The 26,351-nt window shown below is 64.1% G+C and carries 24 protein-coding genes; 17 read left to right on the forward strand and 7 right to left on the reverse strand.

Annotated features, from left to right (window positions below; translation table 11 throughout):
* Positions 1-3: 3 nt before the first annotated feature.
* The gene (locus tag B0G62_RS04670; RefSeq protein ID WP_103703023.1) at positions 4-1,383 is read right to left on the reverse strand and encodes an AcvB/VirJ family lysyl-phosphatidylglycerol hydrolase; all 1,380 of its coding nucleotides are present in this window, start codon (positions 1,381-1,383) and stop codon (positions 4-6) included.
* Positions 1,380-3,992, reverse strand: a complete 2,613-nt coding sequence (gene mprF / locus B0G62_RS04675; protein ID WP_103703024.1) for a bifunctional lysylphosphatidylglycerol flippase/synthetase MprF — start codon at positions 3,990-3,992, stop codon at positions 1,380-1,382. Before mprF ends, B0G62_RS04670 begins: the two co-directional genes overlap by 4 nt.
* Before the next feature lie 677 nt (positions 3,993-4,669).
* On the opposite strand from mprF, the gene B0G62_RS04680 reads away from it, so the two are divergent.
* On the forward strand, positions 4,670-5,833 hold the full coding sequence (locus B0G62_RS04680; protein WP_103703025.1) for a porin: 1,164 nt from the start codon (positions 4,670-4,672) through the stop codon (positions 5,831-5,833).
* 65 nt (positions 5,834-5,898) lie between these two features.
* Here B0G62_RS04680 and B0G62_RS04685 read toward each other — a convergent pair whose 3' ends face one another.
* Complete coding sequence (locus B0G62_RS04685) at positions 5,899-6,351, reverse strand: DUF2917 domain-containing protein (protein WP_103703026.1); 453 nt, start codon at positions 6,349-6,351, stop codon at positions 5,899-5,901.
* 499 nt (positions 6,352-6,850) lie between these two features.
* Between B0G62_RS04685 and B0G62_RS04690 the strand changes: the two genes are divergently transcribed.
* From B0G62_RS04690 to B0G62_RS04710, 5 genes are all read left to right on the forward strand, one after another.
* Positions 6,851-7,075: a hypothetical protein gene (locus B0G62_RS04690; protein ID WP_103703027.1), complete on the forward strand. Its 225-nt coding sequence runs from the start codon at positions 6,851-6,853 to the stop codon at positions 7,073-7,075.
* A gap of 10 nt (positions 7,076-7,085) precedes the next feature.
* Positions 7,086-7,814, forward strand: coding sequence for a GntR family transcriptional regulator (locus B0G62_RS04695; protein WP_103703028.1), 729 nt, complete (start codon positions 7,086-7,088; stop codon positions 7,812-7,814).
* 414 nt (positions 7,815-8,228) lie between these two features.
* Entirely contained in the window at positions 8,229-9,476 is a 1,248-nt protein-coding gene (frc, locus tag B0G62_RS04700; protein ID WP_103703029.1) for a formyl-CoA transferase, read from the forward strand.
* A 39-nt stretch (positions 9,477-9,515) separates the two neighbouring features.
* Entirely contained in the window at positions 9,516-10,328 is an 813-nt protein-coding gene (locus tag B0G62_RS04705) for a fumarylacetoacetate hydrolase family protein (protein WP_103703621.1), read from the forward strand.
* A gap of 42 nt (positions 10,329-10,370) precedes the next feature.
* Positions 10,371-11,327 carry a hypothetical protein gene (locus tag B0G62_RS04710; protein ID WP_146055198.1) on the forward strand — a complete coding sequence of 319 codons (957 nt, stop codon included), beginning with the start codon at positions 10,371-10,373 and terminating at the stop codon, positions 11,325-11,327.
* A 25-nt stretch (positions 11,328-11,352) separates the two neighbouring features.
* On the opposite strand, the gene B0G62_RS04715 is transcribed toward B0G62_RS04710, so the two are convergent.
* Positions 11,353-12,297: a LysR family transcriptional regulator gene (locus B0G62_RS04715; RefSeq protein WP_103703031.1), complete on the reverse strand. Its 945-nt coding sequence runs from the start codon at positions 12,295-12,297 to the stop codon at positions 11,353-11,355.
* 361 nt (positions 12,298-12,658) lie between these two features.
* Here B0G62_RS04715 and oxlT point away from each other — a divergent pair, with 361 nt between their 5' ends.
* The gene (gene oxlT / locus B0G62_RS04720; protein WP_103703032.1) at positions 12,659-14,002 is read left to right on the forward strand and encodes an oxalate/formate MFS antiporter; all 1,344 of its coding nucleotides are present in this window, start codon (positions 12,659-12,661) and stop codon (positions 14,000-14,002) included.
* A gap of 32 nt (positions 14,003-14,034) precedes the next feature.
* Positions 14,035-15,009 (forward strand): LysR family transcriptional regulator, encoded by a 975-nt coding sequence (locus B0G62_RS04725; protein ID WP_103703622.1) that lies wholly within the window; start codon positions 14,035-14,037, stop codon positions 15,007-15,009.
* Positions 15,010-15,071: 62 nt separating this feature from the next.
* On the opposite strand, the gene B0G62_RS04730 is transcribed toward B0G62_RS04725, so the two are convergent.
* Positions 15,072-16,049 carry a 2-dehydropantoate 2-reductase gene (locus B0G62_RS04730; RefSeq protein WP_103703033.1) on the reverse strand — a complete coding sequence of 326 codons (978 nt, stop codon included), beginning with the start codon at positions 16,047-16,049 and terminating at the stop codon, positions 15,072-15,074.
* A 293-nt stretch (positions 16,050-16,342) separates the two neighbouring features.
* Between B0G62_RS04730 and B0G62_RS04735 the strand changes: the two genes are divergently transcribed.
* The 9 genes from B0G62_RS04735 (at position 16,343) to B0G62_RS04775 (ending at position 24,356) form a co-directional block, all read left to right on the forward strand.
* On the forward strand, positions 16,343-17,752 hold the full coding sequence (locus B0G62_RS04735; RefSeq protein WP_103703034.1) for a DUF2252 domain-containing protein: 1,410 nt from the start codon (positions 16,343-16,345) through the stop codon (positions 17,750-17,752).
* Between the two features lie 125 nt (positions 17,753-17,877).
* A complete protein-coding gene (locus B0G62_RS04740) occupies positions 17,878-18,759 on the forward strand; it encodes a LysR family transcriptional regulator (protein WP_103703623.1) in 882 nt (293 codons plus the stop codon).
* A 33-nt stretch (positions 18,760-18,792) separates the two neighbouring features.
* Positions 18,793-19,584 carry an SDR family oxidoreductase gene (locus B0G62_RS04745; protein ID WP_103703035.1) on the forward strand — a complete coding sequence of 264 codons (792 nt, stop codon included), beginning with the start codon at positions 18,793-18,795 and terminating at the stop codon, positions 19,582-19,584.
* A 93-nt stretch (positions 19,585-19,677) separates the two neighbouring features.
* Positions 19,678-19,887 carry an oxidoreductase-like domain-containing protein gene (locus B0G62_RS04750; protein WP_103703036.1) on the forward strand — a complete coding sequence of 70 codons (210 nt, stop codon included), beginning with the start codon at positions 19,678-19,680 and terminating at the stop codon, positions 19,885-19,887.
* Positions 19,888-19,919: 32 nt separating this feature from the next.
* Positions 19,920-20,783 carry an NAD-dependent protein deacetylase gene (locus B0G62_RS04755; RefSeq protein ID WP_103703037.1) on the forward strand — a complete coding sequence of 288 codons (864 nt, stop codon included), beginning with the start codon at positions 19,920-19,922 and terminating at the stop codon, positions 20,781-20,783.
* A 104-nt stretch (positions 20,784-20,887) separates the two neighbouring features.
* Positions 20,888-21,505, forward strand: a complete 618-nt coding sequence (locus B0G62_RS04760) for a pyridoxamine 5'-phosphate oxidase family protein (protein ID WP_103703038.1) — start codon at positions 20,888-20,890, stop codon at positions 21,503-21,505.
* A gap of 16 nt (positions 21,506-21,521) precedes the next feature.
* On the forward strand, positions 21,522-22,175 hold the full coding sequence (locus B0G62_RS04765) for a DUF938 domain-containing protein (protein ID WP_103703039.1): 654 nt from the start codon (positions 21,522-21,524) through the stop codon (positions 22,173-22,175).
* A 193-nt stretch (positions 22,176-22,368) separates the two neighbouring features.
* Entirely contained in the window at positions 22,369-23,781 is a 1,413-nt protein-coding gene (gene gndA / locus B0G62_RS04770; RefSeq protein WP_103703040.1) for an NADP-dependent phosphogluconate dehydrogenase, read from the forward strand.
* A 245-nt stretch (positions 23,782-24,026) separates the two neighbouring features.
* The gene (locus B0G62_RS04775; protein WP_103703041.1) at positions 24,027-24,356 is read left to right on the forward strand and encodes a DUF4148 domain-containing protein; all 330 of its coding nucleotides are present in this window, start codon (positions 24,027-24,029) and stop codon (positions 24,354-24,356) included.
* Positions 24,357-24,861: 505 nt separating this feature from the next.
* On the opposite strand, the gene B0G62_RS04780 is transcribed toward B0G62_RS04775, so the two are convergent.
* Positions 24,862-25,665, reverse strand: a complete 804-nt coding sequence (locus B0G62_RS04780; protein WP_103703042.1) for a DUF2968 domain-containing protein — start codon at positions 25,663-25,665, stop codon at positions 24,862-24,864.
* Between the two features lie 135 nt (positions 25,666-25,800).
* On the reverse strand, positions 25,801-26,121 hold the full coding sequence (locus tag B0G62_RS04785; protein ID WP_103703043.1) for a hypothetical protein: 321 nt from the start codon (positions 26,119-26,121) through the stop codon (positions 25,801-25,803).
* Between the last annotated feature and the right edge of the window lie 230 nt (positions 26,122-26,351).

The raw sequence follows: 26,351 nt of genomic DNA on the forward strand, positions 1-26,351 counted from the left end.
ACCTCACCCCCGCACTGCGATTTCCTTCTTCCAGCCTTCGATGATTTTCGCCGCGAGCGCGCTGTAGTCGCCGTCGAAGTGGTGGCTGCCGTTCGTCTTGACGAGATCGATGCCGGTGTTGGCCAGCGCCGGGCAAAGCGTGTCCTTTTCATCCGTGCCATAAACGCACTGGACGATCGACGGCGGCACCCTGGCGAGTTCCGGCTGCACCTTGAGCGCCTTGTCGCTCGCCGGCATGCCGAGCCAGCCCACCACGCGGATCTGGAAGTCCGCATCGGGCGCAAAGCCCAGCAGCGACATGTACGAAACTTTCGCGCGCAGCGCGTCGGGCAGGCGGTTATAGGCGAACGGCATCACGTCGGCGCCGAACGAGTAGCCCACCAGCGCGATGTGCTTCGCGTGCCAGCGCGACGCATAGGTGTTGATCACGCGTGCGAGGTCGTGGCTCGTCTGCGCGGGCGACTTCTCGCTCCAGAAGTAGCGCAGCGCGTCCCAGCCGATTACCGAAATGCCCTGCTTTTGCAGGGCTTCCGCGATCGTCTTGTCGAGGTCGCGCCAGCCGCCGTCGCCGGAGATCACCACCGCGAGCATGTCGGTCGGCTGCGCGGCGGGCAGCTCGACGAGCGGCAGGTCGGAGACGTCTTCCTCGTTTTCCGAGGCCAGATGCAGATGCGGCGCGGTGAGCGCGGCGAGCTTGTCCGCGTCGCTCAGGTTCGCGGCGAACGCGCGCGGCGCGGCGCCTGCCGTCGATCCTACCGGCGCTTTGGTTGCGCCCGCAACCGTCGTCATGCCTTGCTCGAGAAAGCCCGGCAGTCCCTTGCCGCGCGAGAGCGTGGGGTCGGCGGGGCAGGGCGCGAAGCGCGCGTCGAGTTTCGCGGCGGGGTCCAGCGATACCGCGCCCGCCATCGTGTTGGCCGGCGCCTGCGAGAGCATGCGCTGCGCGATCAACGCGCCTTCGCCGCTGCCGACTGCGATCGGCGCGAAATACTGGCTCGACGCTTCCTGCCGTTCGAGTTGATGGCTGAGCGCTTCGGCGTCGCTATAGAGCTTGTGGCAGGTCTCGGTCTTGAGCGCCGTGAGGTTCGTCGCGTAACGCTCGCGGTCCACGCCCACGACCAGCGCGCCGTGATGCGCGAGCGCGTCGGCACGGATCTGGTCGTCGGCATCCCAGTGCTCTCCTGCGGAGAACAGCACGGTGAAACCGCGCATGGCGCCGATGGGGCGCGTCACGGCGACGTCGCCGTAACGGCCGCCGGACACATGTGTGACGGCGCTATGCACCGGCGCTTCGGTTGCATGAGCCGACATGGCGCCGAGCGAAAGCCATACTGCGCCCGCCGCCGCAACAGCCGTGCGCGGCAGCGAGAAAATGCGATGAATCATGAACGCCAGCCTCCTGCCAGCAACGAAAGATCAGCGAGGGTGATGAACACGCTCATCGAGCCCGAGGCGGCCAGATAACGCGGTTCCCAGCGCGGCGCGAACTTGTTCTTGAAGCCGCGCAGCCCCCGGAAGTTGTAGAACTTGCCGCCGAAACGCCAGATCAGCCCGGCCAGACGGTGCCACGACGACGCGAGCGGCGTCGGCCCCATGCCGGACAGCGGCGCCATGCCGAGCGAGAGTGACTGATACCCGGCGGCTTTGAGATGCAGCGCGAGCTGCGTGAACAGATACTCCATCGCGTAGGGCGACGCGCCCGGCAGATGTCGCATGACGCCCACCGTCGCGTCGGTGTTCAGATCGGTCGTCATGAAGGTGACGAAGGCGAGCGGCGCGCCGTTCTGGCGCACCAGCAGCACGTTCTGCGCAGCGAGGTAATCGTCCTCGAAAGCGGCCACCGAAAAGCTCTTCTCGCGCGCTTCGCGGTCTTCGAGCCACGCGTCCGAAATCGCGCGCAGTACCGGCAGGCTGTCGGCCATCTGCGCCGGCTCGATGTTCTCGAACGAGAAGCCGTCGCGTTCGCCGCGCTTGAGCGCATAGCGCAGATGCGCGCGCTGCGGGCCCTTCAGATCGAATTCCTGCAGCATCACGCGCGCTTCCTCGCCGAGCTTCATCAGCGTGAGGCCCGCGTCGAGATAGAGCGGCAGGGCGTCGGCGCGCACCTGGTAGAACGCGGCGCGGCCGCCGTGCGTGTGCGCGAGCGAGACGAACTCGCGGATCAGCGCGGGCCATTCGTCGCGCGGGCCGACCGGATCGTGCAGCGCGGCCCACGTGCGGCCGCGTTTGGCGTACATCAGGAAGGCGTTGCGCGACTGCGAGAACAGGAAGCTCTTGTCGCCCATCAGCGCGAGGCCCGCGTCGCTGCGCTCCTGCGCGCGCACGATGCGCGCGGCTTCGGCCAGATCTTCGCTCGGCGGCATCACGAAGCGGCCCGCCGCCGGGCGCAGCAGCTGCCACGACGCCAGTGCCGCGGCGAACACGCCCGCGCCGAGCGTCGCGCGCAGCGCACGCGGCGCGCGTCCGTCGAAGGCAAACTGCCACCACAGATGCTGCGAGTATTCGACATCGCGAAACGCGAACAGCAGCACCCACACGGCCAGCGCGATCACGCAGCCGACCGAGGCGAGCCACGCGGGCGTGAAGCGTTCCGCGAACAGCGACGAATGGCGATTGAAGCGCCCGCGCGTGGCGATGAGCAGCGCGATCAGCACGCACAGCACGCCCGCTTCGACGAAGGCCAGGCCTTTGGTGAGCGAGAGCGCGAGATTGGCGACGGCGAGTATGAGCGCGAGCCACCAGGCAGCGTCGAGGCGGCGCAGCAGGCCGCGCGCGACGAACAGCAACAGCACGCCGAACAGGCTGCCGAGCAGTTGCGAGCTTTCCAGCACCCAGAGCGGCAGGAAGGTCTGCAAAAGCGCGATGCGCTTGGCGAACGCAGGCGTCGCGCCCGAAATCACGAGCATGCTGCCCGTCACGAAGGTGACGATGGCGAGGAACAGCGGCGCGAGTTGCGAGACGCCGTCGGCGCCGCGCCGGGCGAACGTGGTGTTGAGCGGATTCTTGAGCGCACGGCCTTCGAACGCGGCGAGCAGCGCGGCCGACAACGCGAGCGGCGCGCCGAAGTAGATCGCGCGATAGGCCAGCAGCGCGGCGAACACTTTCGAGCCGGGCACGCTTGCGCCGAGCGCGAATACCATCGCTGCCTCGAACACGCCGATGCCGCCGGGCGTATGGCCGATCAGGCCGAGCAGCATGGCGGCGGTGTAGACGGTCAGGAAATCGGCGAAATTCAGGTTGGCGTGCGGCATCACCGACCAGAGCGCGAGGCCCGCGCCCACCACGTCGAGCGCGGCGAGCAGCAACTGCGCGACGAGGTCGCGGCGCGCAGGCACCGTGAAGCTCAGCCAGGCGCGCTTGAAGGGCGCGATCTCGCGCGCGCGGGCGGGGCAGGCGGCGATCATCGCGGCGCCGAGCGCGAGCACACTGCCGCCGATCCAGCGCAGGGCGTCGGGCGTGAGGTGCAGCAGGCCCGAAAGCGTGTCGGCGGAAGCGACCATGCCGATCGCGGTCATCAGCGCAAGCGCGATGGCGAGCGTGACGCTCGTGAACACCGTCATGCGGCCGATCTGTGCGGGCGTGACGCCAGCGGGGCCGTACACGCGGCAGCGCACGGCGCCGCCAGTGAGTGCGCCGAAGCCCGTCACGTTGCCGAGCGCCGAGCCGGCGATCGCGCCCACCCACAGCGCGCCACGCGAGACGCGCGCGCCGAGATAGCGCAGGCCGACGGCGTCGCGCCCGACAAGCGCGACGAAGCTAAGCGCCGTGGCGCCGAGCGCGCCGGTCCATTGTCTTGGGGACAGATGCCAGAGCTGGCGGATGACCGAACGATAGTCCACCGACTTCGACAGGTGCTGGAACACGATCAGCAGCAGCGCGCAGATGCCGAGCGCCAGAGCCGGCGCCGCGAAACGCTGCAGGCGCAGGACGCGGGCACGGCGGCGCAGCGCCACGACGGCGGCGCGCGCGAGGCGCGATGGAGGCGATTGGAGCATGGGTCGGTCCGGCGATTCCCGGATGCCGCCCAGGCGCCGTGCTGGCGTCCCCGGGGGCGGCATCGCATGTTTGGACGTTACGTTCCGGGCGGCGGACCAGGCTGGCGGCCCGCTGCATCGAGCGAAAACGTAAACGTTTGGTAAATGACTGGTAAAGCAGCAAACGCGCGGGGCGTCCGGATGGTTGACTAAGTGGCTAAAGAAAACGCCCAACGGGTCGAATGAAAATTCGCCAGATTGGCGTGTTCGGACGGCATTTTACGCATTGACGTTCGTTGATCGGCGATTTCGGCGCAACTTATCGGAATTTCCTGGTTTGCAAACCCAATAGATATTGATCGCGAAAATCGGCGGCTAATAGCAAGGGCGAACAAGGGCGGGAGTCGGCCGCCATGCTACACGCGTCGCAATTAACGTGACGTTTCCAACAAAGGGCACCCTGGCTGCGGCGCATTGCTTCGTCGCGCGACTTAATGCATTACGGCAGGCGGCAACCCTTTCTGAATCCGCTGTTACCAAATCGAGACACGCTTTTTAATTCTTTTACTTCGCGTCGCGGTGGAGTTAGTCTGATTCAGTCAATTGATGTGAACTGCACCGGGATCTTGTGGCTTGAGATTCCGCATAGGGTCTTGCATCGGATCGGGGCGCCGCCTCCGGTCGACAAGGAGAATGACGTGAAGAGACTCGCGTTGACTTCGCTTTCGCTCGTCGCGCTCGGCGCCGCCGGCGCGGCGCAGGCCCAGACCAGTGTCACGCTCTACGGCACCATCGACACTTCGATTACCTATGTCAATCATGCCGACGGCAGCAAGAATCTCTGGACGCTCGGCAACAGCAGCTACGGGAATCTGTCCGGCTCGCGCTGGGGCCTGAAAGGCGCCGAGGATCTGGGCGGCGGCCTCAAGGCAATCTTCCAGTTGGAGAGCGGCTTCAATCCTTCGACGGGCTCCTCGGCGCAAGGCGGGCGGCTGTTTGGCCGCCAGGCTTACGTCGGCCTGACCGCCGAGCAATACGGCTCGCTCACGCTGGGCCGCCAGTACGATCCGCTGATCGATCTCGTGCAGGGCATCACCGAGGATAACTACTTCGGCTCGGTGTTCGCGACCGCTGGCGACGTCGACAACTACGACAACAGCTTCCGCGTGAATAACGCGGTCAAATACACCACGCCCGTCTGGAATGGATTGCAGGCCGCCGCCATGTATTCGTTCGGCGGGATCGCGGGCACGACCGGCTCCGAGCAGTCGTACTCGGCGGCCGTCGCCTACAACAACGGGCCGATCGCGCTCGCGGGCGGCTACTTCTACGCGGCCAACAGCCCGGCGGGTCTGGGCGTGCGCACGGACGGCTGGAGCAGCACCTCGGACGGCACCTTCGACGGCCCGATCAACACTGGGTATGCGAGCGCTCACTCACTTTCGATCGCACGCGTGGCGGCGCAGTACTCGCTGAACCTGTTTACCTTCGGGCTGGGTTACAGCAACGCGCAGTACGCTCCGGACGCGGCTTCGGTGTTCCGCGATACCGAGAAGTACAACACGGGCCAGGGCTTCATGAATTACCAGTTGAGCCCGGCGCTGCTGCTGGGCCTGGGCTACAGCTACACGCATGCCAATGGCGACACCAATGCGACTTACCATCAGGTGTCGATCGGCGCGGACTACAGCCTGTCCAAGCGTACCGATCTCTATATGACGGCGGCCTGGCAGCACGCGAGCGGCGATCAGGGCGACGGCTCGGGCGGGTCGATGCCGGCTGAGGCGTCGATTGGCTCTTATGGTTACAACGGGACGTCGTCGCAGACCATGATCAATCTGGGCCTGCGTCACAAGTTCTGACGACGGCGTGAGAAGTACCGACGCCGGGCGCGCCGATTCGAGGTGCGTCCGGCGTTTTTCCGTGGCTAGCGCACCCGGCGCGGCATCAGCGATGAGAGCCGGGCGATGCAGCGCTCGACGAATCGACGCGCACCGGCCAGCGGCGGCCGCCAGGCACTGGTGATCGTGATGCGCGCGGTGTGGAATTCGTTATCGAAGGCGAATCCGGCTGACGGATCGCTGCTCATCCAGAGCCGCTCGCCGCGCAGGACGCGCAGCGTGTCGCCGGGGTTCAGCCAGTGATCGTAGGGCGAGCGGGCGCGCGTGAGCCAGATGCGCGCGCCGTGGACGCGCACGATGCTGTCGGCGGCCACGCGCCAGGTCAGCGTCTGTCCGGCGGGCACGGCGAAGTGGATCGACTGCGCGGGCAACGCCGCGTCGGGCAGGATGCGGTCGAAAAGATCGCGACGGTCGAAACCATCGAGACTCAAGGCGGCAGGACAGGCGCCGGCGGCGTCCTGCTGTGAAGCTTGATCCATCGTGTTCTCCATTTCTAGAGCCGACGGACGGAGCGTTACTTCTGCCACCCACAAATCAAAAAGCCCCGTCGATTCGGCGGGGCTTGTGGTTTGCGTAACGACAGACTGCCTGGATTGCCTATACGCACACATTCCCCCGTGCCATGCCGTGTTTCGGCATATGCCACGGGCGATTAGTCGCGGTCGTGTGGGGAAGGGCGGCAAAGGTGTGCATGAATCGAATGTACGGGGACTTTATTTGCGCTGTCAACCGTATTTGCTCCGGCGTTGGTGGTTTTCAGGCAAGACGCCGAAGAGGGATCGCCACGAACCGGTATGACCCTCTTGCCGTGCCAGCGAGTTTGGTTCAGCATGATTTTTTGCCGCTTTGCGCCGGGTTGTATCGAAGAGACCACAAAGCGAATCTTTGTTTGTGATATATCACATACAGAATATTGATTTTTGTCGCGACGCAGCATATGATTCAGTCATTCGATGACTCAATTATGCGGAGCTTCAAATGGATTTCGTCTCTCTCGCTCTCTTCAGCGCGGCTGTGGTGGGTCTTGGCGCGGCTGCAACGGTTATGATCGCCAAATGGCTGCCGCAGTCGGTGATCGATCAGGCGGGCCAGCATGGCCGTTTCGCAGAATTGAGCGAAGCGTCACGCGTTCAGCCGGTTCGTCAGCAAGTCCGTTCGCACGTCGGCGCAAAGATCGGGCCGCAGGTAGGTCGCATTGGTTAAAGGGCATTGAATGTCGTCAGAACACACCGAAGCCGTCGCCACCCGGGACGCCGCGCCGCTTACGCTGGCGCTGCAACCCATCAATGCCTCGCTGAGCCTGCGCGATCAGGCCTACGCGATGTTGCGCCAGGCCATCGCCGACGCCGACATCTACCAGTCGCGTGAGGAAATCCGCCTGGACGAGCGTGTGCTGAGCGAAACACTCGGCGTGAGCCGCACGCCCGTGCGCGAGGCTATGACGCTGCTGGAGCAGGAAGGTTTTCTGCGCATGGTGCCGCGCCGCGGCATCTACATCGTGCGCAAGAACAAGCGCGAGATCGTCGAGATGATCCAGATGTGGGCCGCGCTCGAAAGCATGGCCGCGCGTCTCGCGACGCAGCACGCGAGCGACGAGGAAATCGCCCGGCTGCGCCATATGTTTGACGCCTTCCGCGACAGTACGCCGGCCGAGCATATCGCCGAGTACTCGGACGCCAATATCGCCTTCCATCAGGCGATCGTCGAGCTGTCGAAGTCGCAGATCATCCTCGACACCATCAAGAACATCTTCGTGCACGTGCGCGCGATTCGCCGCATGACGATCTCGCAGAGCGACCGCGCATCGCGCTCGATCGTCGATCACCTGCGTATCATCGAAGCGCTTGAAAAGCGCGACACCGAGCTTGCCGAGCGGCTCGTGCGCCAGCATTCGCTTGATCTTGCCGTTTTCGTCGAGAAGAATTGCGACTTTCTGGATTGAGCGGCGCGCGGCGGACTTTCCGCCAAGGCGTACAGCGTTGCCAGCGGGAGACCTTCGGGTCTCCCGTTTTCGTTGAGGCGCCGTCTGTGTACAGGCGGCTCCGACGCGATTCCATCAAAACTTTATGCGCATCAAGGCTCGGCCACAGTCCTTGCATCCCGCGCACCGAATCTGAAATATCTGCACGACAAGGCGTCGGGGTTTTCCCGTTCATGCGCCGCAGCAATTCCTCTATTTTCGCGACAAAGCCATACCGGAGAAGGCAGACAGCCGGATCGACGCGTTGTTCCGGCGGATAAACCCGCTCTTGCTTCGTTGTGATATATCACATACCGTATTGAAAACGGACACCCCGAAGGCTTCTCACCGATTTCGTTTCTCTCGCCCGGCCACGACTAATCAAGGAGACATGACATGGGCAAGGCACTGGATGGCGTGCGCATTCTCGACTTCACTCACGTGCAGTCAGGCCCGACCTGCACACAGCTGCTCGCATGGTTCGGCGCCGATGTCATCAAGGTGGAGCGCGCGGGCGCGGGCGATATCACGCGCGAGCAACTGCGCGATCTCCCGGACGCGGACAGCCTCTACTTCACGATGCTCAACGGCAACAAGCGCTCGCTCACGCTGGACACGAAGAATCCGCAGGGCAAGCGCGTGCTGGAGCGCATGATTCGCGAATGCGACGTGCTGGTCGAGAATTTCGCGCCTGGCGCGCTCGATCGCATGGGCTTTAGCTGGGAGCACATCCAGTCGCTCAATCCGCGCATGATCGTGGCCTCGGTGAAGGGCTTTGGTCCGGGGCCGTACGAGGACTGCAAGGTCTATGAAAACGTTGCGCAGTGCGTGGGCGGCGCGGCCTCCACGACCGGTTTCGATGATGGTCCGCCCGTGGTGTCGGGCGCGCAGATCGGCGATAGCGGCACGGGGTTGCACCTGGCGCTCGGCATCGTCACGGCGCTCTTTCAGCGCACGCATACGGGGCGCGGCCAGAAGGTGCTGGCGGCCATGCAGGACGGCGTGCTCAATCTCTGCCGCGTGAAGCTGCGAGACCAGCAGCGGCTGGAGCGTACCGGCGTCATGAAGGAGTACCCACAATTTCCCAATGCGCTCTTCGGCGATGCCGTGCCGCGTGCGGGCAATGCGTCGGGCGGCGGCCAACCGGGCTGGATCCTCAAATGCAAAGGCTGGGAGACCGACCCGAACGCGTACATCTATTTCATCGCCCAGGCGCCGGTCTGGGATCGCATCTGCAAGCTGATCGGCCGCGAGGAGTGGATCGATGATCCGCGCTACGCCACGCCGAGCGCGCGCCTGCCGCATCTGAAAGAGATCTTCGCGGAAATCGAGCACTGGACCATGCATCGCACCAAGTTCGAGGCGATGGCCGTGCTCAATCGCCACGACATTCCCTGCGGCCCGATTCTCTCGATGAAGGAAATTGCCAACGATGCGTCGCTGCGCGCGAGCGGCACGATCGTCGAAGTCGAGCATCCGGTGCGCGGCAAGTACCTCACGGTCGGCAATCCGATCAAGCTTTCGGATAGTCCCACCGACGTCACGCGCTCGCCGATGCTGGGCGAACACACCGACGAAGTGCTCGCCGAATTCGGCTATAGCGAAACCGAGATCCGTTCGCTGCGGGCTTCCGGCGCGATCTAGATGCACGCACAACGAATACACGAACCGATGGAGCAGAGCATGGATACATGGATGCGCTTGATGGCGAACGACGGCAGCATCGTGTTCGGTCGCGTCGAAAACGGTTATCTGCACGAATACGAAGGGCTGGATCAGCCGGTGCCGACGGGGGCGGTGCTCTCGCTGCGCGCGCTGACGCCGCTCGCGCCTTGTGCGCCTGGCAAGGTCGTTGCGCTCTGGAACAACTTCCACGCGCTCGCCCGCAAGCTTGAGAAGCCGGTGCCGGATCATCCGCTCTTTCTGATCAAGCCTGCGGAATCGGTGATCGGCTCGGGTGAAACGATTCTGAGGCCGGCCCACTATGCGGGAAAAATCGTCTTCGAAGGCGAACTCGGCATCGTGATCGGCAAGCGCTGCCGCAATGCGAGCCTGGAAGAGGCGCAGGCTGCGATCTTCGGCTACACCGTCGTCAACGATGTGACCGCTGCGGGACTGCTGGCCGAAAATCCGCACTTCCCGCAATGGTGCCGCGCAAAGGGATTCGATACGTTCTGCTGTCTGGGACCGGCCATTGTTTCGGGCTTCGACTGGCGTGATGCGAGCGTCGTGACCTTGCTCGATGGTGTCGAGCGACAGAACTATCCGCTCGATGACATGGTATTCACGCCCGCGCAGCAGGTCAGCCTGATTTCGCAGGATCTCACGCTGGAGGCGGGCGACGTGATCGCGTGCGGGACGTCGCTGGGCGTGGGCTCGATCGGCGAGGGCGCGACGGTGGAAGTCACGATCGAAGGCATCGGTACGCTTGCGAACACGCTGCACTCGCCCGTGGCCGCACGGCAGACGCAAAGCGAAGACGCGCGCGTGGTCTGAGCGCGGCGGCAGCGCCCACGACGTGACACACGAGGAGACGAGATGCCGGAGCACCTGGCCGACGCAGCGCTATCTCTGGGCGGTGCAATGCTGTTCGCCTGGTTTGCCTGTGCATTTGCACAATTGGCGGCGCTTGCGCCGGAATGGGCGCGACATGCACCGGTTCGTGTGAAGCCATGCTGCACACGCAAAGCCGAGCCGTCACGGCATGTATTGATCTCGATTTTATTCGGACTACTAGTGATTGTCGCGCCGGGCGTGCTGGCGGCGCTTTTTACCGGCAAAGCCGTTGCCGTAGCGGCGGCGGAATCGGGGGCGCTCGTTGGCCTCTGGCTGACTGCGCGCAGCGATCTGACGCGGCGATCACGTGCGATTCCTGCATTGGGTTGCGCGCTGGGCTTCGCGGCCACAAGCGCGAGCGTTACATGCAGGCTGCTGCCGCTACACGGCGATGGCACACGCATGGCGCTATATATGACCGCGATGCTGGGCGCGCTGGCGTTCGGCGCGGGCGTCACGGCTTTGCGCCAGGCGTGCAACACGCGAACGATTCCACGCAAGCGATTCCCGTTGAGTCGAGGCGAGCGCACATTGCATTTCACGGCGCTCGCGTTGATCGTCGTGCTTGGCGTGGGCATCGCTTCAGAGCCGGTTTCTATGGAGTTCACTGTTTCCGCGCTGGGGGCGTCATGCGTGCTAGCCGCAGCGCTGGGCGCGCGCGTGATGAACCGCGCGCGGCGCTATTCCAGCACACGCGTCGTACACGCCGCGCACGACGTATTGAAGCGATCCGCGCCAGAGCGCTTCGTCTGCGTGCCCGATGCGTGGCTGGTGGCCGCATCCGGCCCGGCCGCTTACGAACCGGCGGGCTTCGATGACTGGATTCCCATGTACGAGCCGCCCACGCAGACATTGCATAAAATCCACCACGCCTCGCGCGATTCTCCCCGCCGAAGGCGGCGATCACGCAGAATTGCGTCAATCATTAATCAAGCGTAAACGTTACGCCCGTAACCATAGTGCCTTACTTATGAAGTGAGGCCTGTGAGACTTGTGTAATGTTTTCGATCAGTTGCGCGCCTTCCTCCGTGAGGAAGCGCTTGAACGCGAGCGCAACGGGCGGCAGACGCTTGTTTTTGCGGTGCACGACATACCAGTTGAGCATGACGGGAAAGCCCTCGACATCGAGCACGGCGAGGTGGCCGACCTGCAGTTCCAGGCTGATCGTATGCGCCGATAGAAACGCGATGCCCATGCCTGCGATCACGGCCTGTTTGATCGTTTCCGTGCTGTGAATTTCCATCGCGATCTTCAGGTTCGTGAGCTTGCCCGCGAAACCTTCTTCCATCGAATTCCATGTATCCGAGCCGCGCTCGCGCACGATGAACGCCTCGTTGGCGAGCGTGCTGAGCTTGATGCCGCGTTTGTGCGCAAGCGGATGCGTAGGCGCGGCGACGATCACATAGGGATGAGGCGCAAACGTTTCGTTGACCGCGTCCGTCGCGTGCGGAGGCCGCACCATGATCGCGAGATCGGTTTGATTGGTCGAAAGCTGATGCAGCAATTGCTCACGGTTGTGCACGGAGAGATTGAGTTCGACGCCCTTGTAACGCCGCGTGAATTCGGCGAGCAGGCGCGGAAAGAAGTAGTCGCCCGCGCTGATCACCGCCACATTGAGCTTGCCGCCGGAGACGCCCTTTAGCTGACTCATGGCTTCGTCGACTTCATGGAACTGCTGCATGATCGCGCGGCTGTAATGAAGCATCTCCGTGCCAGCAGGCGTGAGGTAGATCTTCTTGCCGAGTTGTTCGAAGAGCGGCAGTCCAGCGTGCTCCTCAAGCTGCTTGACCTGGGTGGAAACGGCTGGCTGAGTGAGGTGCAACTCTTCCGCGGCACGCGAAAAACTGAGGTGGCGCGCCACGGTCTCGAAGACCTTCAACTGGCGCAGCGTGGCGTTCCGCATGGTCATGGCCGATCCATAAAGGATGGTGAATCCACATACTAACAAACTTTAATTGTGAGTAATTGAGCATTCACCCTAGCATGAGTTGAAAGGAGTCAGAATGCCTCGTGTATTGCTTGCGGGTTAACGCGTAAATCGACATTAAACCCGTGTTTATAGCGGGAAAACCCGGATCAGGCGACTGCCTTTTAAGCCATTTCACGCTTCAGGTGATAGCAGCGAATCAAAGCGGCCACACGCGTTTCCATTTGAATTGTCGTGTGACGAATTGAATAAGACCAGGGATCAGATTCAGAACCATAAGCTGAAGACTATACAGGCCGGCAGAAGCACCGGCTCCCATGAATGGATAGCGGAGACAAGCGAGATGAATGCAATCGGTCAGAGGAGCGAAGGCGGTCCGTTCTGGACGAACCGCTGGTGTCAACTGGTAGTCGGCATGCTATGCATGGCGCTCGTCGCCAATCTGCAATACGCGTGGACGTTGTTCGTCGCGCCGATGAATGCGCGCCATCACTGGGGCGAAGCCTCGATTCAACTGGCGTTCTCGATCTTCATCCTCACCGAAACCTGGCTCGTGCCGGTCGAAGGCTGGTTGGTCGACAAGTTCGGCCCGCGCCCGGTCGTTGCGGTTGGCGCGATCTGCGCGGGCCTTGCCTGGGTGCTCAATTCATACGCGACCACTTTGCCGATGCTCTACGCGTCGTCGGTGATCGCGGGTATTGGCGCGGGCGGCGTGTATGGCACCTGCGTGGGCAACGCGCTCAAGCTGTTTCCGGATCGGCGCGGGCTGGCGGCGGGTCTCACGGCGGCGGGTTTTGGCGCGGGGGCGGCTGTCACCGTGATTCCGATTGCCAACATGATCACGCGCTCGGGCTACGAGCACACGTTTCTTTTCTTCGGCATCCTGCAAGGCGCGTCCATTCTCGTGCTGGCCTTCCTGCTCGTGAAGCCGGTGCCGCGTGCTGCCGGCGCTGCGCGGCGGCTCGTTTCGCGCGTCGACTACACGCCTGCGCAGATGGTGCGGCAGCCCGTATTCTGGATTATCTATGTGTCGTTCGTGGCGGTTGCGGCCGGCGGTTTGATGGCGACGGCGCAGATCGGGCCGATTGCGAAGGACTGGGGGCTCGCGCGCATTCCCATGACCGTGTTCGGCGCGACGCTGCCGCTGCTCACGCTCACGTTGTCGATCGACAATATCTGCAACGGCTTCACGCGTCCGCTGTGCGGCTTCATCTCCGACAAGATCGGCCGCGAAAACACCATGTTCATCATCTTCGTGGGCGAGGGCCTCGCGCTGCTCGGCATGATGCAGTACGGCACGAACCCCTATGCGTTCATGACTTTCGCCGCGCTGATCTTCCTGTTCTGGGGCGAGATCTTTTCGATTTTCCCGGCCATTTGCGCCGATACTTTCGGCAGCAAGTTCGCCGCGGCCAACGCGGGCACGCTCTATACGGCCAAGGGCACGGCAGCGCTGCTTGTGCCGGTGGCCTCCGTGCTCTCGGCTACGGGCGGCTGGAGCGCGGTGTTTATCGTCGCGGCGATTGTCACGATTGCCGCGGGCGTAAGCGCGAAATTCATTCTCGCCCCAATGCGCCAACGTCTGATCGAGCAGAACGGCGAAAAGCAGAGCGGCGAAACGCCATCGACCACGCTCGCGACGAACTCCGGCGCGCTCCAGCACTGGCCCAATCAGACCGGCGAATAAAGCATTGAGAACGAACTGATCCGCCGATGTCGATGAACGTTTCGCTCCAGCAGCTCAAGGTCTTCGTCGCGGTCGCGCGTTCGCGCAGCTTCACGCGCGCGGCGCGCGAGTTCGGTCTCACGCAATCGGCGGTGAGCCGCTGCGTGCGCGAACTCGAAGAGGCCGTCGATCTTAAGCTCTTCGATCGCACTACACGACAGGTCGAACTCACGCTGGCGGGCAGCGGCTTCGAGCGGCGCATCGCACACCTGCTCGACGAAATCGACATGGCCTTGAGCGAGGGCCGAGATGCCCATCAGGCGTATCGCGGCGTCGTGACGGTGGCGAGCAATCCGGCCTTGTCGTCGGGCTGGGTGCCTGGCGCGATCGCACGTTGCACCGCGGCATTGCCGGCCGTCACGCTGCAGTTGCAGGACATGCCGCAGGAAGCGGTCTTGCAGGCCGTCGAGCAGGGCGAAGTGGACTTTGGTGTCATCGCTGAGGTTGTGCCTGCCGCGCGGCTCGCAGGCGGCCAGTTCGATGTGCAAACGATAGCGGCGACGCCTTTGTGCGCATTGTTGCGCGCACAACATCATATTGCATTATGTGGCCCGCTGCATTGGAGCGCACTCGCCGATGAAGCGCTCATCACGCTCAATCGCGACTCGGGTTATCGCAACGCGGTGATGCGTGTGCTCGATGAGGTGCGTGCGCCAGGGTATCGTGTGCAGGAACTCGCCCAAATAGCTGGGGTATCTCGCATGTCGGCGCTGGGAATGGGCGTCGGCATTCTGCCAGTGTGCAGCGATCCTGCCGATGATGAAGTCTGCCACTGGCCCGCGCCGGCGGGGTCGCTTGTCGTGCGTGTGCTGCATCCGGTCGTGCCGGTGAGCACGCTGATCGTGCGGCGGCGTCATCGCTCCTTGCGTCCGTGTGCCCAGGCCGCGTGGTCGGAGTTTATCGCCGCGAGGCGCGCCGATCATTCCGATACGCCAGAACGGCAACTCATCGATTCGATCGCGCAATGAATGCAATGGGCACAATAAAAAAGCCGCGCTTTCGCGCGGCCTTCTGATTTCAGCGCTGCATTTCAAGCCGCAAGTTTCATCATCTGTTCGCGCTGCTTGACGAGTGCGAGCACCGTATCGATAGCGGGCGTCGCCTCGCCCACCAGCATTCCCATTTCCTGCACGACGGTCAGCAGCGGATCGATCTCCATCGGTCTGCGCTGCTCCAGATCGACCAGCATCGACGTCTTATGCGCGCCCACCGCGCCGGCACCATCGATGCGCCGCTCGATATCCACACGAAAATGCACGCCGAAATGCTCGGCGATGCGCTGCGCCTCCAGCATCATCGTGCGCGCGACCGCACGCGTGGCCGGATCCTGCGTGATGACGTCGAGCGTCGCGTGCGTGAGCGCGCTGATCGGGTTGAAGCAGAGATTGCCCCACAGCTTGAGCCAGATTTCGTCGCGGATGTTGTCGCGGATCGGCGCGTCGAAGCCCGCCGCCGTCATGGCTTCCTGCAACTGCACGACGCGCGACGTCCGCTCGCCCGACGGCTCGCCGATGGGAAACTTCTTGCCGTACACGTGACGGATCACGCCCGGCGCATCGATCTCGGCGGCGGGATAGAGCACGCAGCCAATCGCGCGCTCGGGGCCGAGGCGCGTCCACTGCGCGCCATCGGGATCGATGCTTTCGAGCCGCGTACCTTCGAACTTGCCGCCGTGCCGATGGAAATACCAGTAGGGAATGCCGTTGGTGCCCGTGACGATGGCGGTATGTTTGCCGATCAGCGGCAGCATCGAGTCGATCACGCCCGCGACCGAATGCGCCTTGAGCGTGACGATCACGACATCCTGCACGCCCAGCTCACGCGGATCGTTCGTGCAACGAACCTTTGCGACGTATTCCTCGCCGTCCATCAAGAGGCGCGCGCCGTGTTCGCGCATGGCGGCCAGATGCGGACCGCGCGCGACGAAGCTCACGTCGGCGCCTGCGCGGGCAAGCTGCACGCCCATCATGCCGCCGATCGCGCCCGCTCCGAAGATGCAGATTTTCATGTGATTCCCCAATGACGTTGAAAACCGCTTGTCCGTTTGTCCAGTGCGTCGCGCAGACGGACGATGGTTCGAGCATAGGGGCAGCCATCGATTAACGACAGTTAAAGTTTATCCGCCGAATCATCAGGAATGACTTATGGGATTCGCGGCGCTTACTGGCTGTGCGGCACGCGCTTGCGTAAAAGAGGGCCACACGATTAAATACGGCAGGCGCGCACTTCTGTCAGACGAACGCGCGACGATGCGGAACGAATCACGGCATCCACGAACACCCTCAGAAACGGGAGCAGTTCATGAATGGAAGGACCGTTGCGGAACGCGAAGCGGCCGGACGCGCCGCGCGCGAGAAGGCGAAGCGTTCGAGCCACCGCATGGTGGGCGAGCTCAAGCGCGATCCGCTCGCGCTGCTCAAGCAAAGCGGCGAGGGCCGTGTGCCCAATCTCTTGCCGCTGCGTTACGGGCGCATGATTGTTTCGCCGTTCACGTTCTTTCGCGGCAGCGCCGTGTTGCAGGCGCACGACCTCGCTCAGGTGCCGAACACCGGCATGGCGATGCAGATTTGCGGCGACGGCCATCTGCTGAATTTCGGCGGCTTTGCGACGCCCGAGCGCCAGCTCGTGTTCGATCTCAACGATTTCGACGAAGTCGCGCCCGGTCCGTGGGAGTGGGATCTCAAGCGCCTGGTGGCGAGCTTCGTCGTGGCGGCGCGGCACATGCGCTACTCGCGCGGCGTGGCGGAGGATCTGGTCATGACGGTCGTGAATACCTATCGCGACCGCATGCGCCAGTACTCGGAATACGGCGCGCTCGAACTCTGGTACGACAAGATTACCTTCGACCGCATGGCGGAAAGCGCGCTCACGCCGGAGGGCCGCAGACTGATCCGGCGCGGCATGGAGAAGGCCGCGGGCCGCACGCACGAAAGCATGCTGGAAAAGCTGGCGTATCGCGATGGCACGCACTGGACCATTCGCGACGCGCCGCCCGCGCTCTTTCATGTCCACGGCCCGAATTCGCTTTATGAATCGGAGGACAACTGGCTCACGCTCGGCGACTGGCGCGCGCTCATCATGCCCACTTACGATGCCTATCTGAAGACGCTCGCGCCTGACCGCCGCGAACTGCTGGAGCACTTCGAGATTCAGGACCTCGTTTTCAAGGTGGTGGGCGTGGGCAGCGTGGGCACGCGCTGCCTCGTGATGCTGCTCGTCGATCATCATGACAAGCCGCTGTTCCTGCAGATCAAAGAGGCGCGCCGCTCCGTGATTTCGCAGTATTTCAAGTCGCCCGCGTTCAAGCACGAAGGCGCGCGCGTCGTGCAGGGGCAGCGTCTGCTGCAGGCGGCGAGCGATCTGTTTCTCGGCTGGTCGACGGGGCCGTCGGGGCGGCACTTCTATTTCCGCCAGTTGCGCGACATGAAGCTCTCGGTCGAACTCGATCTGCTCGACAGCACGCTGCTCGCGGGCTATGCGCGTCTTTGCGGCTGGGCGATGGCGCGCGCGCATGCGAAGTCGGGCAACTCGGCCATTGAAATCGCCGCGTATATTGGCCGCAGCGACCAGTTTGCGGAAGCGCTTAGCGGTTATGGCGCGGCGTACGCGGACCAGGTGGAGCGTGACTACGACGTGTTCCTGAAAGCGGCGCGCAACGGCGAGATCTCCGCGCGCGGCGACGAGGACATGGCCGCCGATTTCCGCGTCTGATTGCTGCGCGTGGCTTTTCGTGCTCCGGCGTATGCGTCGAACGACGTGAACGCGCTATCCTTGCGCTTTTGTTTCGCCGTATGCGGGCCGCGCTTGCGCGCCCGCTCGCATACGGCTCGCGCCTCATGCGTCTACGTCACATCGAAGTCTTCCACGCGATCATGCGCACGGGCTCGCTCTCGAAGGCCGCCGAGTTGTTGTGCGTTTCGCAGCCCGCCGTGAGCAAGGTGCTCGCGCATGCCGAGCGCAGCGCGGGCCTCAAGCTGTTTGCGCGCACGCACGGCCGCCTGCAACCGACACGCGAAGCCGAACTGCTGTTCGCCGAAACCCAAAAGCTGCAATCGAATCTCGATAGCATCCGCGATCTCGCGCGCAATCTTTCGTTGCGTCCGCAAGGATTGTTGCGTATCGGCTGCCTGCCGAGCCTCGGGATGAGCTTGATTCCGCAGGCCGTCGAGGCGTTTCGCGCGAGCTATCCGGATGTCTCGCTCAAGATCCAGACGCGCCACACGGCCGAGCTGCTCAACGCCTTGCTCACGCGCGAGCTGGACGTGGGCGTCGCGCTCAACCCGCCGGCGCGGCCCGGCATCGAAGCGTTCGAACTCGGGCGCACGGTCGTGGTGTGCGTGGCGCCGCCCGACGATCCCTCGCCGGAGGATAGGCCGCTCGCGCTTGCGGATTGCGTCGCGGGCGAATGGATCAGCATCGGCAATGTCGATCCGCTGGGCGAGGCCATCGGGCATCTGCTCGAAACGCAGGGCGTGGATGGACAGCTCGCCGCCGTCGAGGCGCAGACGTGGTATGTGGCGCGCTCGCTCGCGGCGCGTGGCGTCGGGCGCGTGCTGCTCGACGAGATCACGGCGCGCAGCGCGGGCGAGCCGGTGGCGATCCGTCGGGTGGAGCCGGAATTGACGGTCGGCGTGTTCGCGGTGTGGCGCGATGGCGGCATGGATTCGCAGGCGGGCAGGGCGTTCGTGGAAGTGTTGCGCGCGCGGCTCGCGGCATGAGCGAACGGATGATTTCGAACGGAGGCAAGGACGATGACTGAAGCGGAGCAAACCACGCGACAAACCACGCAAGCCGCGCGCAAGATCGCGCTCGTGACCGGCGCGGGAAGCGGGATTGGGCGTGCCTGTGCGCGCAAGCTGCTGGCGAACGGCTATGCGGTCGTGCTGGTGGGGCGGCGCGCGGAACCGCTCGAAACGCTTGCCGCCGAGGCACGCGCGGCAGGCCAGGAAGGGCTGGCCGCGCCTTGCGACGTGACGGACGCCGCCGCCGTCGAAGCGCTCTTCGAGACCGTGCGCGCGCGTTATGGCCGTCTCGATCTGCTGTTCAACAACGCAGGCCGCAACGCCAAGGCAGTGGAGATCGACGAACTGTCGGTCGAGGACTGGCGCGCGGTGGTCGATACCAATCTGACCGGCGTGTTCCTGTGCACGCGCGCGGCGTTTGCGCTGATGAAGCGCCAGAGCCCGATGGGCGGGCGCATCATCAACAACGGCTCGATTTCGGCGCATGCGCCGCGACCGTTCAGCATCGCGTATACGGCCACCAAGCACGCGATCACCGGCCTCACGAAATCGGTCTCGCTCGACGGGCGGCGCTACGACATCGCCTGCGGGCAGATCGACATCGGCAACGCGGCCACTGAAATGGCCGAGCGGATGGCGCGCGGCGTGCCGCAAGCGAACGGCGAGATCGCGGTCGAGCCGCTGATGGACGTCGAACTGGTCGCCGATGCGGTGCTGCACATGGCGCAATTGCCGCTCGCCGCCAACGTGCAGTTCATGACGATCATGGCAACGAAGATGCCGTTCGTGGGGCGGGGATAGTGTCGGGGCGCTGGGGCGTCATCGGGGCGCCCAACGCGCCTGCGCGCGCTCCCGTATACTGGAGCGCGTTCAGCCCCAAAACGCTTCTCCCCAATGTCTTTACCTTCGAGTCCCGAGGACGATCCGCGTCCGCAGCCGCCCGAACGGCCCGACGACAACGCCTGTTGCCAAAGCGGCTGCGACCCGTGCATCTTCGATCTGTACAACGACGAAGTGACCCGCTGGCGCGCCGAACTGGCGGCCTGGGAAAGGCGGCAAGCGGAACGCGAGGCAGCAAAGCCGCCCGCAAAAGCCACCGGCTGACACGCATCCCGATCCCCACGCCGAGCCGAGTCATGTCCGAAACCGATACCGCCCCGCTCATCGCCGTCAATCCCGCCGATCTCGACGCGCTGCAGGTCTTCGTCGAGCGTCATCCGCGCCTGTTCGTGCTGACTGGCGCGGGGATCAGCACCGACTCGGGCATCCCCGGCTATCGCGACGATAACGGTGCCTGGAAGCGTTCGCCGCCCATCACGCTGCAAGAATTCCTCGGTTCGGAAAGCTGGCGCCGCCGTTACTGGGCGCGCAGCATGATCGGCTGGCCGACCGTGGGCCTTGCCCAGCCCAACGGCGCGCATCGCGCGCTCGCGCAACTCGATGCGGCGCAGCGCGTGGGCGCGCTCGTTACCCAGAACGTCGATGGCCTGCATCAGCGCGCGGGCAGCCGCGACGTGATCGAACTGCACGGCAGCATCGGCCACGTGCATTGTCTCGATTGCGGCGCGCAGTACTCGCGCGCGTCGATCCAGCCGCAGCTCGTGGCGCGCAATCCCGCGATTGCGGGCGCATTCGCCGAACCGGCCGCCGACGGCGATGCCCATCTCGACTTCGACGGCGCCCACGCCTTCGACATTCCCGCGTGCGCGGCCTGCGGCGGCATGCTCAAGCCATCCGTGGTGTTTTTCGGCGAGAACGTGCCGCGCGAGCGCGTGGCCGCGGCGTCGGCGGCGCTCGACGCGGCGGACGCGGTGCTGGTGGTCGGCTCGTCGCTGATGGTGTATTCGGGCTATCGCTTCTGCGCGTGGGCGCAGCAGCGCGGCAAGCCCATCGCGGCCATCAACCTCGGCAAAACGCGCGCCGATCCGCTGCTTGCGCTCAAGGTGGCGGCGCCCTGCGCGGCCACGCTCGAAGCGCTGGTGGCGCGCCTCGCGGTCTGAGCCGCGTTTCACCTGCATCGTCTTACGGCCGCAAATCACGGCCGATCAGCGCCGATCAGCGCCAATCGATCCGCTCAATCCGCCAATCGACGAGGATGTGCTCCATGCTGAACACGACCGCCGCACTCGAAGCCCACTACGGCGCGCCGAACGAACGCTCGCTGCGCAAGGAAATCGACCACCTCAACGCCGACTATCGCCGTTTCATCGAGCTGTCGCCGTTCGTGGTGCTGGCCTCGGGCGGCCCCGACGGGCTCGACTGCTCGCCGCGCGGCGATGCGCCCGGCTTCGTGCGCATCCTCGATTCGCGCACGCTCGCGCTGCCCGACCGGCCCGGCAACAATCGCGTGGACAGCCTGCGCAACGTCGTGGCCGCGCCGCAGGTCGGCCTGCTGTTCATGGTGCCGGGCGTCGGCGAGACGCTGCGCGTGAATGGCCGCGCGCGCGTGAGCCTCGACGCCGCACTGCTCGAAAGCTGCGCCGTGGACGGCAAGGCGCCGCGCTCGGTGCTGCTGATCGAGGTCGAAAGCGTGTACTTTCACTGCGCCAAGGCGATCGCGCGCTCGAATCTCTGGGACCCGGCGCGTCATGTGGCGCGCTCGCAATTGCCGAGCGCGGGCGAGATGCTGCGCCGCGTGAGCGACGAGCAATACGGCGAGGGCTTCGACGTCGAGCGCTACGAAGCCGATCTCGCCGAGCGCATGAAAAAGAGCCTGTACTGAAACTCTCCGGAACACCATGAACGACCCTCAAGCCAGCCTGCGCCTCACCGCACCCGCCGCCGCGCGCAACGCCGCACCGATCCTCGACGTTCTGCGCACGGCGCTGCCCGCGCATGGCACGGTGCTGGAGATTGCGAGCGGCACGGGCCAGCACGCCGTGCATTTCGCGGCGGCGCTGCCCGGCCTCGACTGGCAGCCGAGCGACGCCGATCCGCGTGCCCGCGCCTCCATTGCCGCCTGGCGCGAGCACGCGGGCCTGGCGAATCTGCGCGCACCGCTCGACCTGGACGTACGCAACGAGCCTTGGCCGATCGACGCGGTCGATGCCATCGTCTGCATCAACATGATTCACATCGCGCCGTGGGAGGCGACGATTGCGCTGATGAAAGGCGCGGGCGCGCGCGTCGCGCCGGGCGGCGCGCTGGTGCTGTACGGACCGTACCGGCGCGACGGCGCGCATACGGCGCCGTCCAACGACGCCTTCGACGCCGATCTGCGTGCGCGCGACGCGGCATGGGGCGTGCGCGATCTCGAAGCCGTGGAGGCGCTCGCGCGCGCCGAAGGCTTCGTCTGCGAGGCCGTCGTGCCCATGCCGGCGAATAATTTCACGGTGGTTTTTCGCAAGGAGAAGGCGGCGGCGAGCGCGCATCGAGCGTCAACTGAGCGATAATCGCGGCCCCCGATAAGCGGCGCGCGCTCACGAAGCGCACGCCGGACGCGACAACGTATGCCAGGCGAAAGCGCAATCCAGCCCGTGCGCGCAATCACGCATCGTTGTAGCGTTTCCCTTATCCTTGCACGATCGACGTCTCTCGCAAGACCTGCGCGGGCGTCACCCCAATCGATCGAAGTGGAGAGTCAACATGAGCAAACAGGCAATCGGCGTGGTGGGTCTGGCCGTGATGGGGCGCAATCTTGCGCTCAACATCGAGAGCCGCGGCCATGCGGTGTCGGTGTTCAACCGCAGCCGCGAGAAAACCGATGAGCTGATCGCTGAGTTCCCCGAGCGCAAGCTGGTGCCGGCATTCACGCTCGAAGAGTTCGTGGAATCGCTCGAAAAGCCGCGCCGCATTCTGCTGATGGTCAAGGCGGGCGAGCCCACCGACGCCACCATCGAAGCCCTCAAGCCGCTGCTGGACAAAGGCGACATCCTGATCGACGGCGGCAACACGCATTTCACCGACACGATCCGCCGTAATCAGGAACTCGCCAAGGCGGGCCTGCATTTCATCGGCACGGGCGTGTCGGGCGGCGAGGAAGGCGCGCTCAAAGGCCCGTCGATCATGCCGGGCGGCCAGCGCGATGCTTACGATCTGGTTGCGCCGATCCTCACCGAGATCGCCGCGAAGGCGCCGGCGGACGGCGAGCCGTGCGTGGCCTACATGGGTCCGGACGGCGCGGGCCATTACGTGAAGATGGTGCATAACGGCATCGAGTACGGCGACATGCAGCTGATCGCCGAAAGCTACGCGGTGCTCAAGCAGGTGGTCGGCCTCTCGAACGAAGAACTGGGCAAGGTCTACACCGAGTGGAACCAGGGCGAGCTCGACAGTTACCTGATCGAAATCACCTCGAAGATCTTCGACAAGAAGGACGACGAGACGGGCCAGTACCTCGTGGACGTGATTCTCGACCGCGCCGCGCAGAAGGGCACCGGCAAGTGGACGAGCCAGAACGCGCTGGACCTTGGCGCGCCGCTGCCGCTCATCACCGAAGCCGTGTTCGCACGCGTGCTTTCGTCGCTCAAGACGCAGCGCGTCGCCGCGAGCAAGGTGCTCTCCGGACCGGATGCCAAGCCGTTCGCGGGCGACCGCACGGCCTTCATCGAGTCGGTGCGCCGCGCGCTGTACTTCTCGAAGGTGATTTCGTACGCGCAGGGCTTCGCGCAACTGCGTGCCGCCTCGGACGAGTACAAGTGGGATCTGCAATACGGCACCATTGCCAAGATCTTCCGCGCGGGCTGCATCATCCGCGCGCGCTTCCTGCAGAAGATCACGGACGCGTACGCCAAGGACGCGCAACTGGCCAACCTGCTGCTCGATCCGTACTTCAGCGATATCGCCGCGAACTACCAGGCAGCGCTGCGCGATGTGGTGATCGAAGCCGTGAAGGCGGGCGTGCCGGTGCCGGCGTTCTCGTCGGCGATTGCGTACTTTGACGCCTATCGCTCGGAGCGCGTGCCCGCGAACCTCGTGCAGGCGCAACGCGACTTCTTCGGCGCGCATACGTTCGAGCGCATCGACAAGCCGGGTAGCTTCCACGCCGACTGGTCGTAATCGGCGGGCCGCAGTGAGCGGGAGGTAAGTGCTCACTGCGGCTATTACCCGCATTGTCGTTGCGGGTATTTGTCGAATGAATGGGGGAACCTCGTGAGGTTCCCCTTTTTTATTACCGTTTTCGCAACAGTGTATTTTGTAATAAGGGTTTTCCCTAGAGCGGATAAGAGTCTAGACTTCAGTCAATCGCAGACGGACATGAACACCGGCCCGAAAGCGCTAATAAAACAGATGGAGGTCGAATCATGAAGAAGCTTATCCCCGCGGTCGTCGTGGCAGCCGCTCTTGTTGTTCCGGCGCTTTCGTTTGCCCAGTCGAGCCAGCAAGGCTTGACCCGCGCCCAGGTGCGCGCAGAGCTCGTCGAGCTTGAACAGGCTGGCTATAACCCGTCGGCTGATCGTGTGAATTACCCCGAAAATCTTCAAGCCGCCCAGGCTCGCGTGACCCAGGAAAAGCTGGCGAGCGGTGATACGAGCGGCTATGGCGCGCCGGCAGTCGGCACGTCGCAAGCGGGCGGCCCGGCTGTGCAACCGGCGCATGTCACGCCGTCGCAGGCAGTGTATTTCGGCCACTAAGCAGAATGTGGTCGTGAGTTGAAGCAGGCGGTTGGAAATGTAGTGCGAGAAGTTGAAGTGAGCAGTGCAGTAGTTGCAGGTCGTTGTGAACACAGAGGTGTGGTCAGCAATTGTAGTGAGCAGTTGTTGTTGTGTTGTTGCTTGAGTAGTTAGTCGTCGCTGTAAGTAGTTCGTAGTGGAAGTTGCGGTACGCAGTAGCAGGTCGAAGCAAGCACAGAGGTGTAGTACCCAGTTGAAGTTGCAGTGCGCAGTAAGCAGTTGCAGTACGCAGTAGATGTTGTAGTTGTTGCGTGAGAAAGAGGCAGTTGCAATAAGCAGTGCGTAGTAGAAGTGGCAGTAGCAGTAAGCAAAGAGGTTGCATGAGTTGTTGCAGCAGGCAGTACTCGCAGGTGTATGAAGCAGTAGAGGTAAAAAGTGAAGTACGAAGTAGCAGCATGCAGTCCAGCGCGGCCCGGTTCTTACCGGCCCGCGCTTTTCTTTTTTGGGGCGTCGGGTTCTGCTTCGCTCACCGTCCCGGCAAATGCGGCACGCCCTCGTTGCTCGTCACGCTCAACTGGTGAATCGTCCGGTGTGCCTTGTTCAACTGCGCCTGGGCGGAGATGCGTTGAGCCTCCAGTTGCGCCACGTCGCGGCGCACCTGATGCTGGCGTGCGCCCACCCGATGCTCCTGTTCCGCGTGACGTTGCAGGTTTACGCGCAGCCGCTCGGCATGCGCTTCCGATTCCTCGATCTGCTTCGTGAGCATCGCGTTTTGCGCGGCCAGTTGCGCAAGGCGCGTTTCACCGTCGGCGAGGCGCGTCGCCTGCTCTTCGAGGTGATGAAACACGGCGCCCGCCGAGTCAAGATCGGCGGCCCTGAAGACATACCAGAGCGTGTTGTCCTGGTGCATGGCGACGAAGTACGAGAGCGTGCCGGCGTGAAACAGCAGCGTCACCGAATAATCGAAACTGTGGAACACGCGGAAGGTGCTCAGTTCGTTCGCGGCGGCGAGCGCGGCGAACGACGCGCCGTCCGCGAGCTGGACCGGGCGATTGGCCAGGTGCGCGGGCACGGCTGGCACCGCATGGAGCGTGGAGACGGCGCGTGCCGTCGTGGGCAAATCGGCGGACGAATCTCCTGGCCCCGCCAGTTGGGCGCTCACTTCGGTATTGCCTGTGTCGGGCCCGCGGCTTGCTGACGGCGATCCGTCGGACGCGGCTTCGGCTTGCCGGGCATTCGCGCCATCCGGTGAAGGCTCGGCGCTCACGGCGACGAGGTGCGATGCGCCGCCCGACAGCACGGCATTACGGCGATGCAAAATGGATTTCACGGGCTGTCCCCTGAAAGATCCCGCCGGGCAGCCTGGCCATTCCATCAATCGGATGGCGGAGGGCGTCCGGCGGGCGGTCAGGCGCAGCGGGCGCTCGCGCTGCCCGCTTCGGCGTGGCCGATGATGGGCCTGTGCTCAGTGCAGCAGGCGCGGGCGGCGTGCGATATCGTCGAAGAGTGCGCGGCCGGGTTCGAGCGCGAAGAGCCACGTTTCGTCGTAGCCGCTCAGGGTGTCCAGCGCATCGCGCAGTCGTTCGAGGACGATGGCGGGTATTTCGACGGTCGCCTGCAGGCCTCCGGACAGGCGTGCGACGCTGGCATGCTGGACGAGTTCGTCGGCGGCTTCGGCCACGTCGGCGGCGAACACGAGGTGGTTGTTCAACAATTCGACGAGGCCCGGCGATGCCGCGACATCTTCGACGTTGATCTGCACGGAAAGAAAGGTGGCTTTGTTCATCCTTGGTTCCCTCAGGGACGTACGTTGCACCACGGCGAGAGGCGGGCGTCGATTTTTGTCTGATTATCGGCAGGCGGTAGAACCCAGTATAGGCGAGGGTGCGATCAGGGCCATCGAGTTTGCACGAGGAAGTCAGAACAACGTGCGCGCCGCAGCGCAGCGGCCGGACGCCAGAGCGTGCGCGTTAAAAAAGCCGCCACGCCCGGGACGATATAATGGGGGCCGTTCGC

The organism is Paraburkholderia eburnea, from assembly GCF_002917095.1.
In the GTDB taxonomy this organism is placed as follows: domain Bacteria; phylum Pseudomonadota; class Gammaproteobacteria; order Burkholderiales; family Burkholderiaceae; genus Paraburkholderia; species Paraburkholderia eburnea.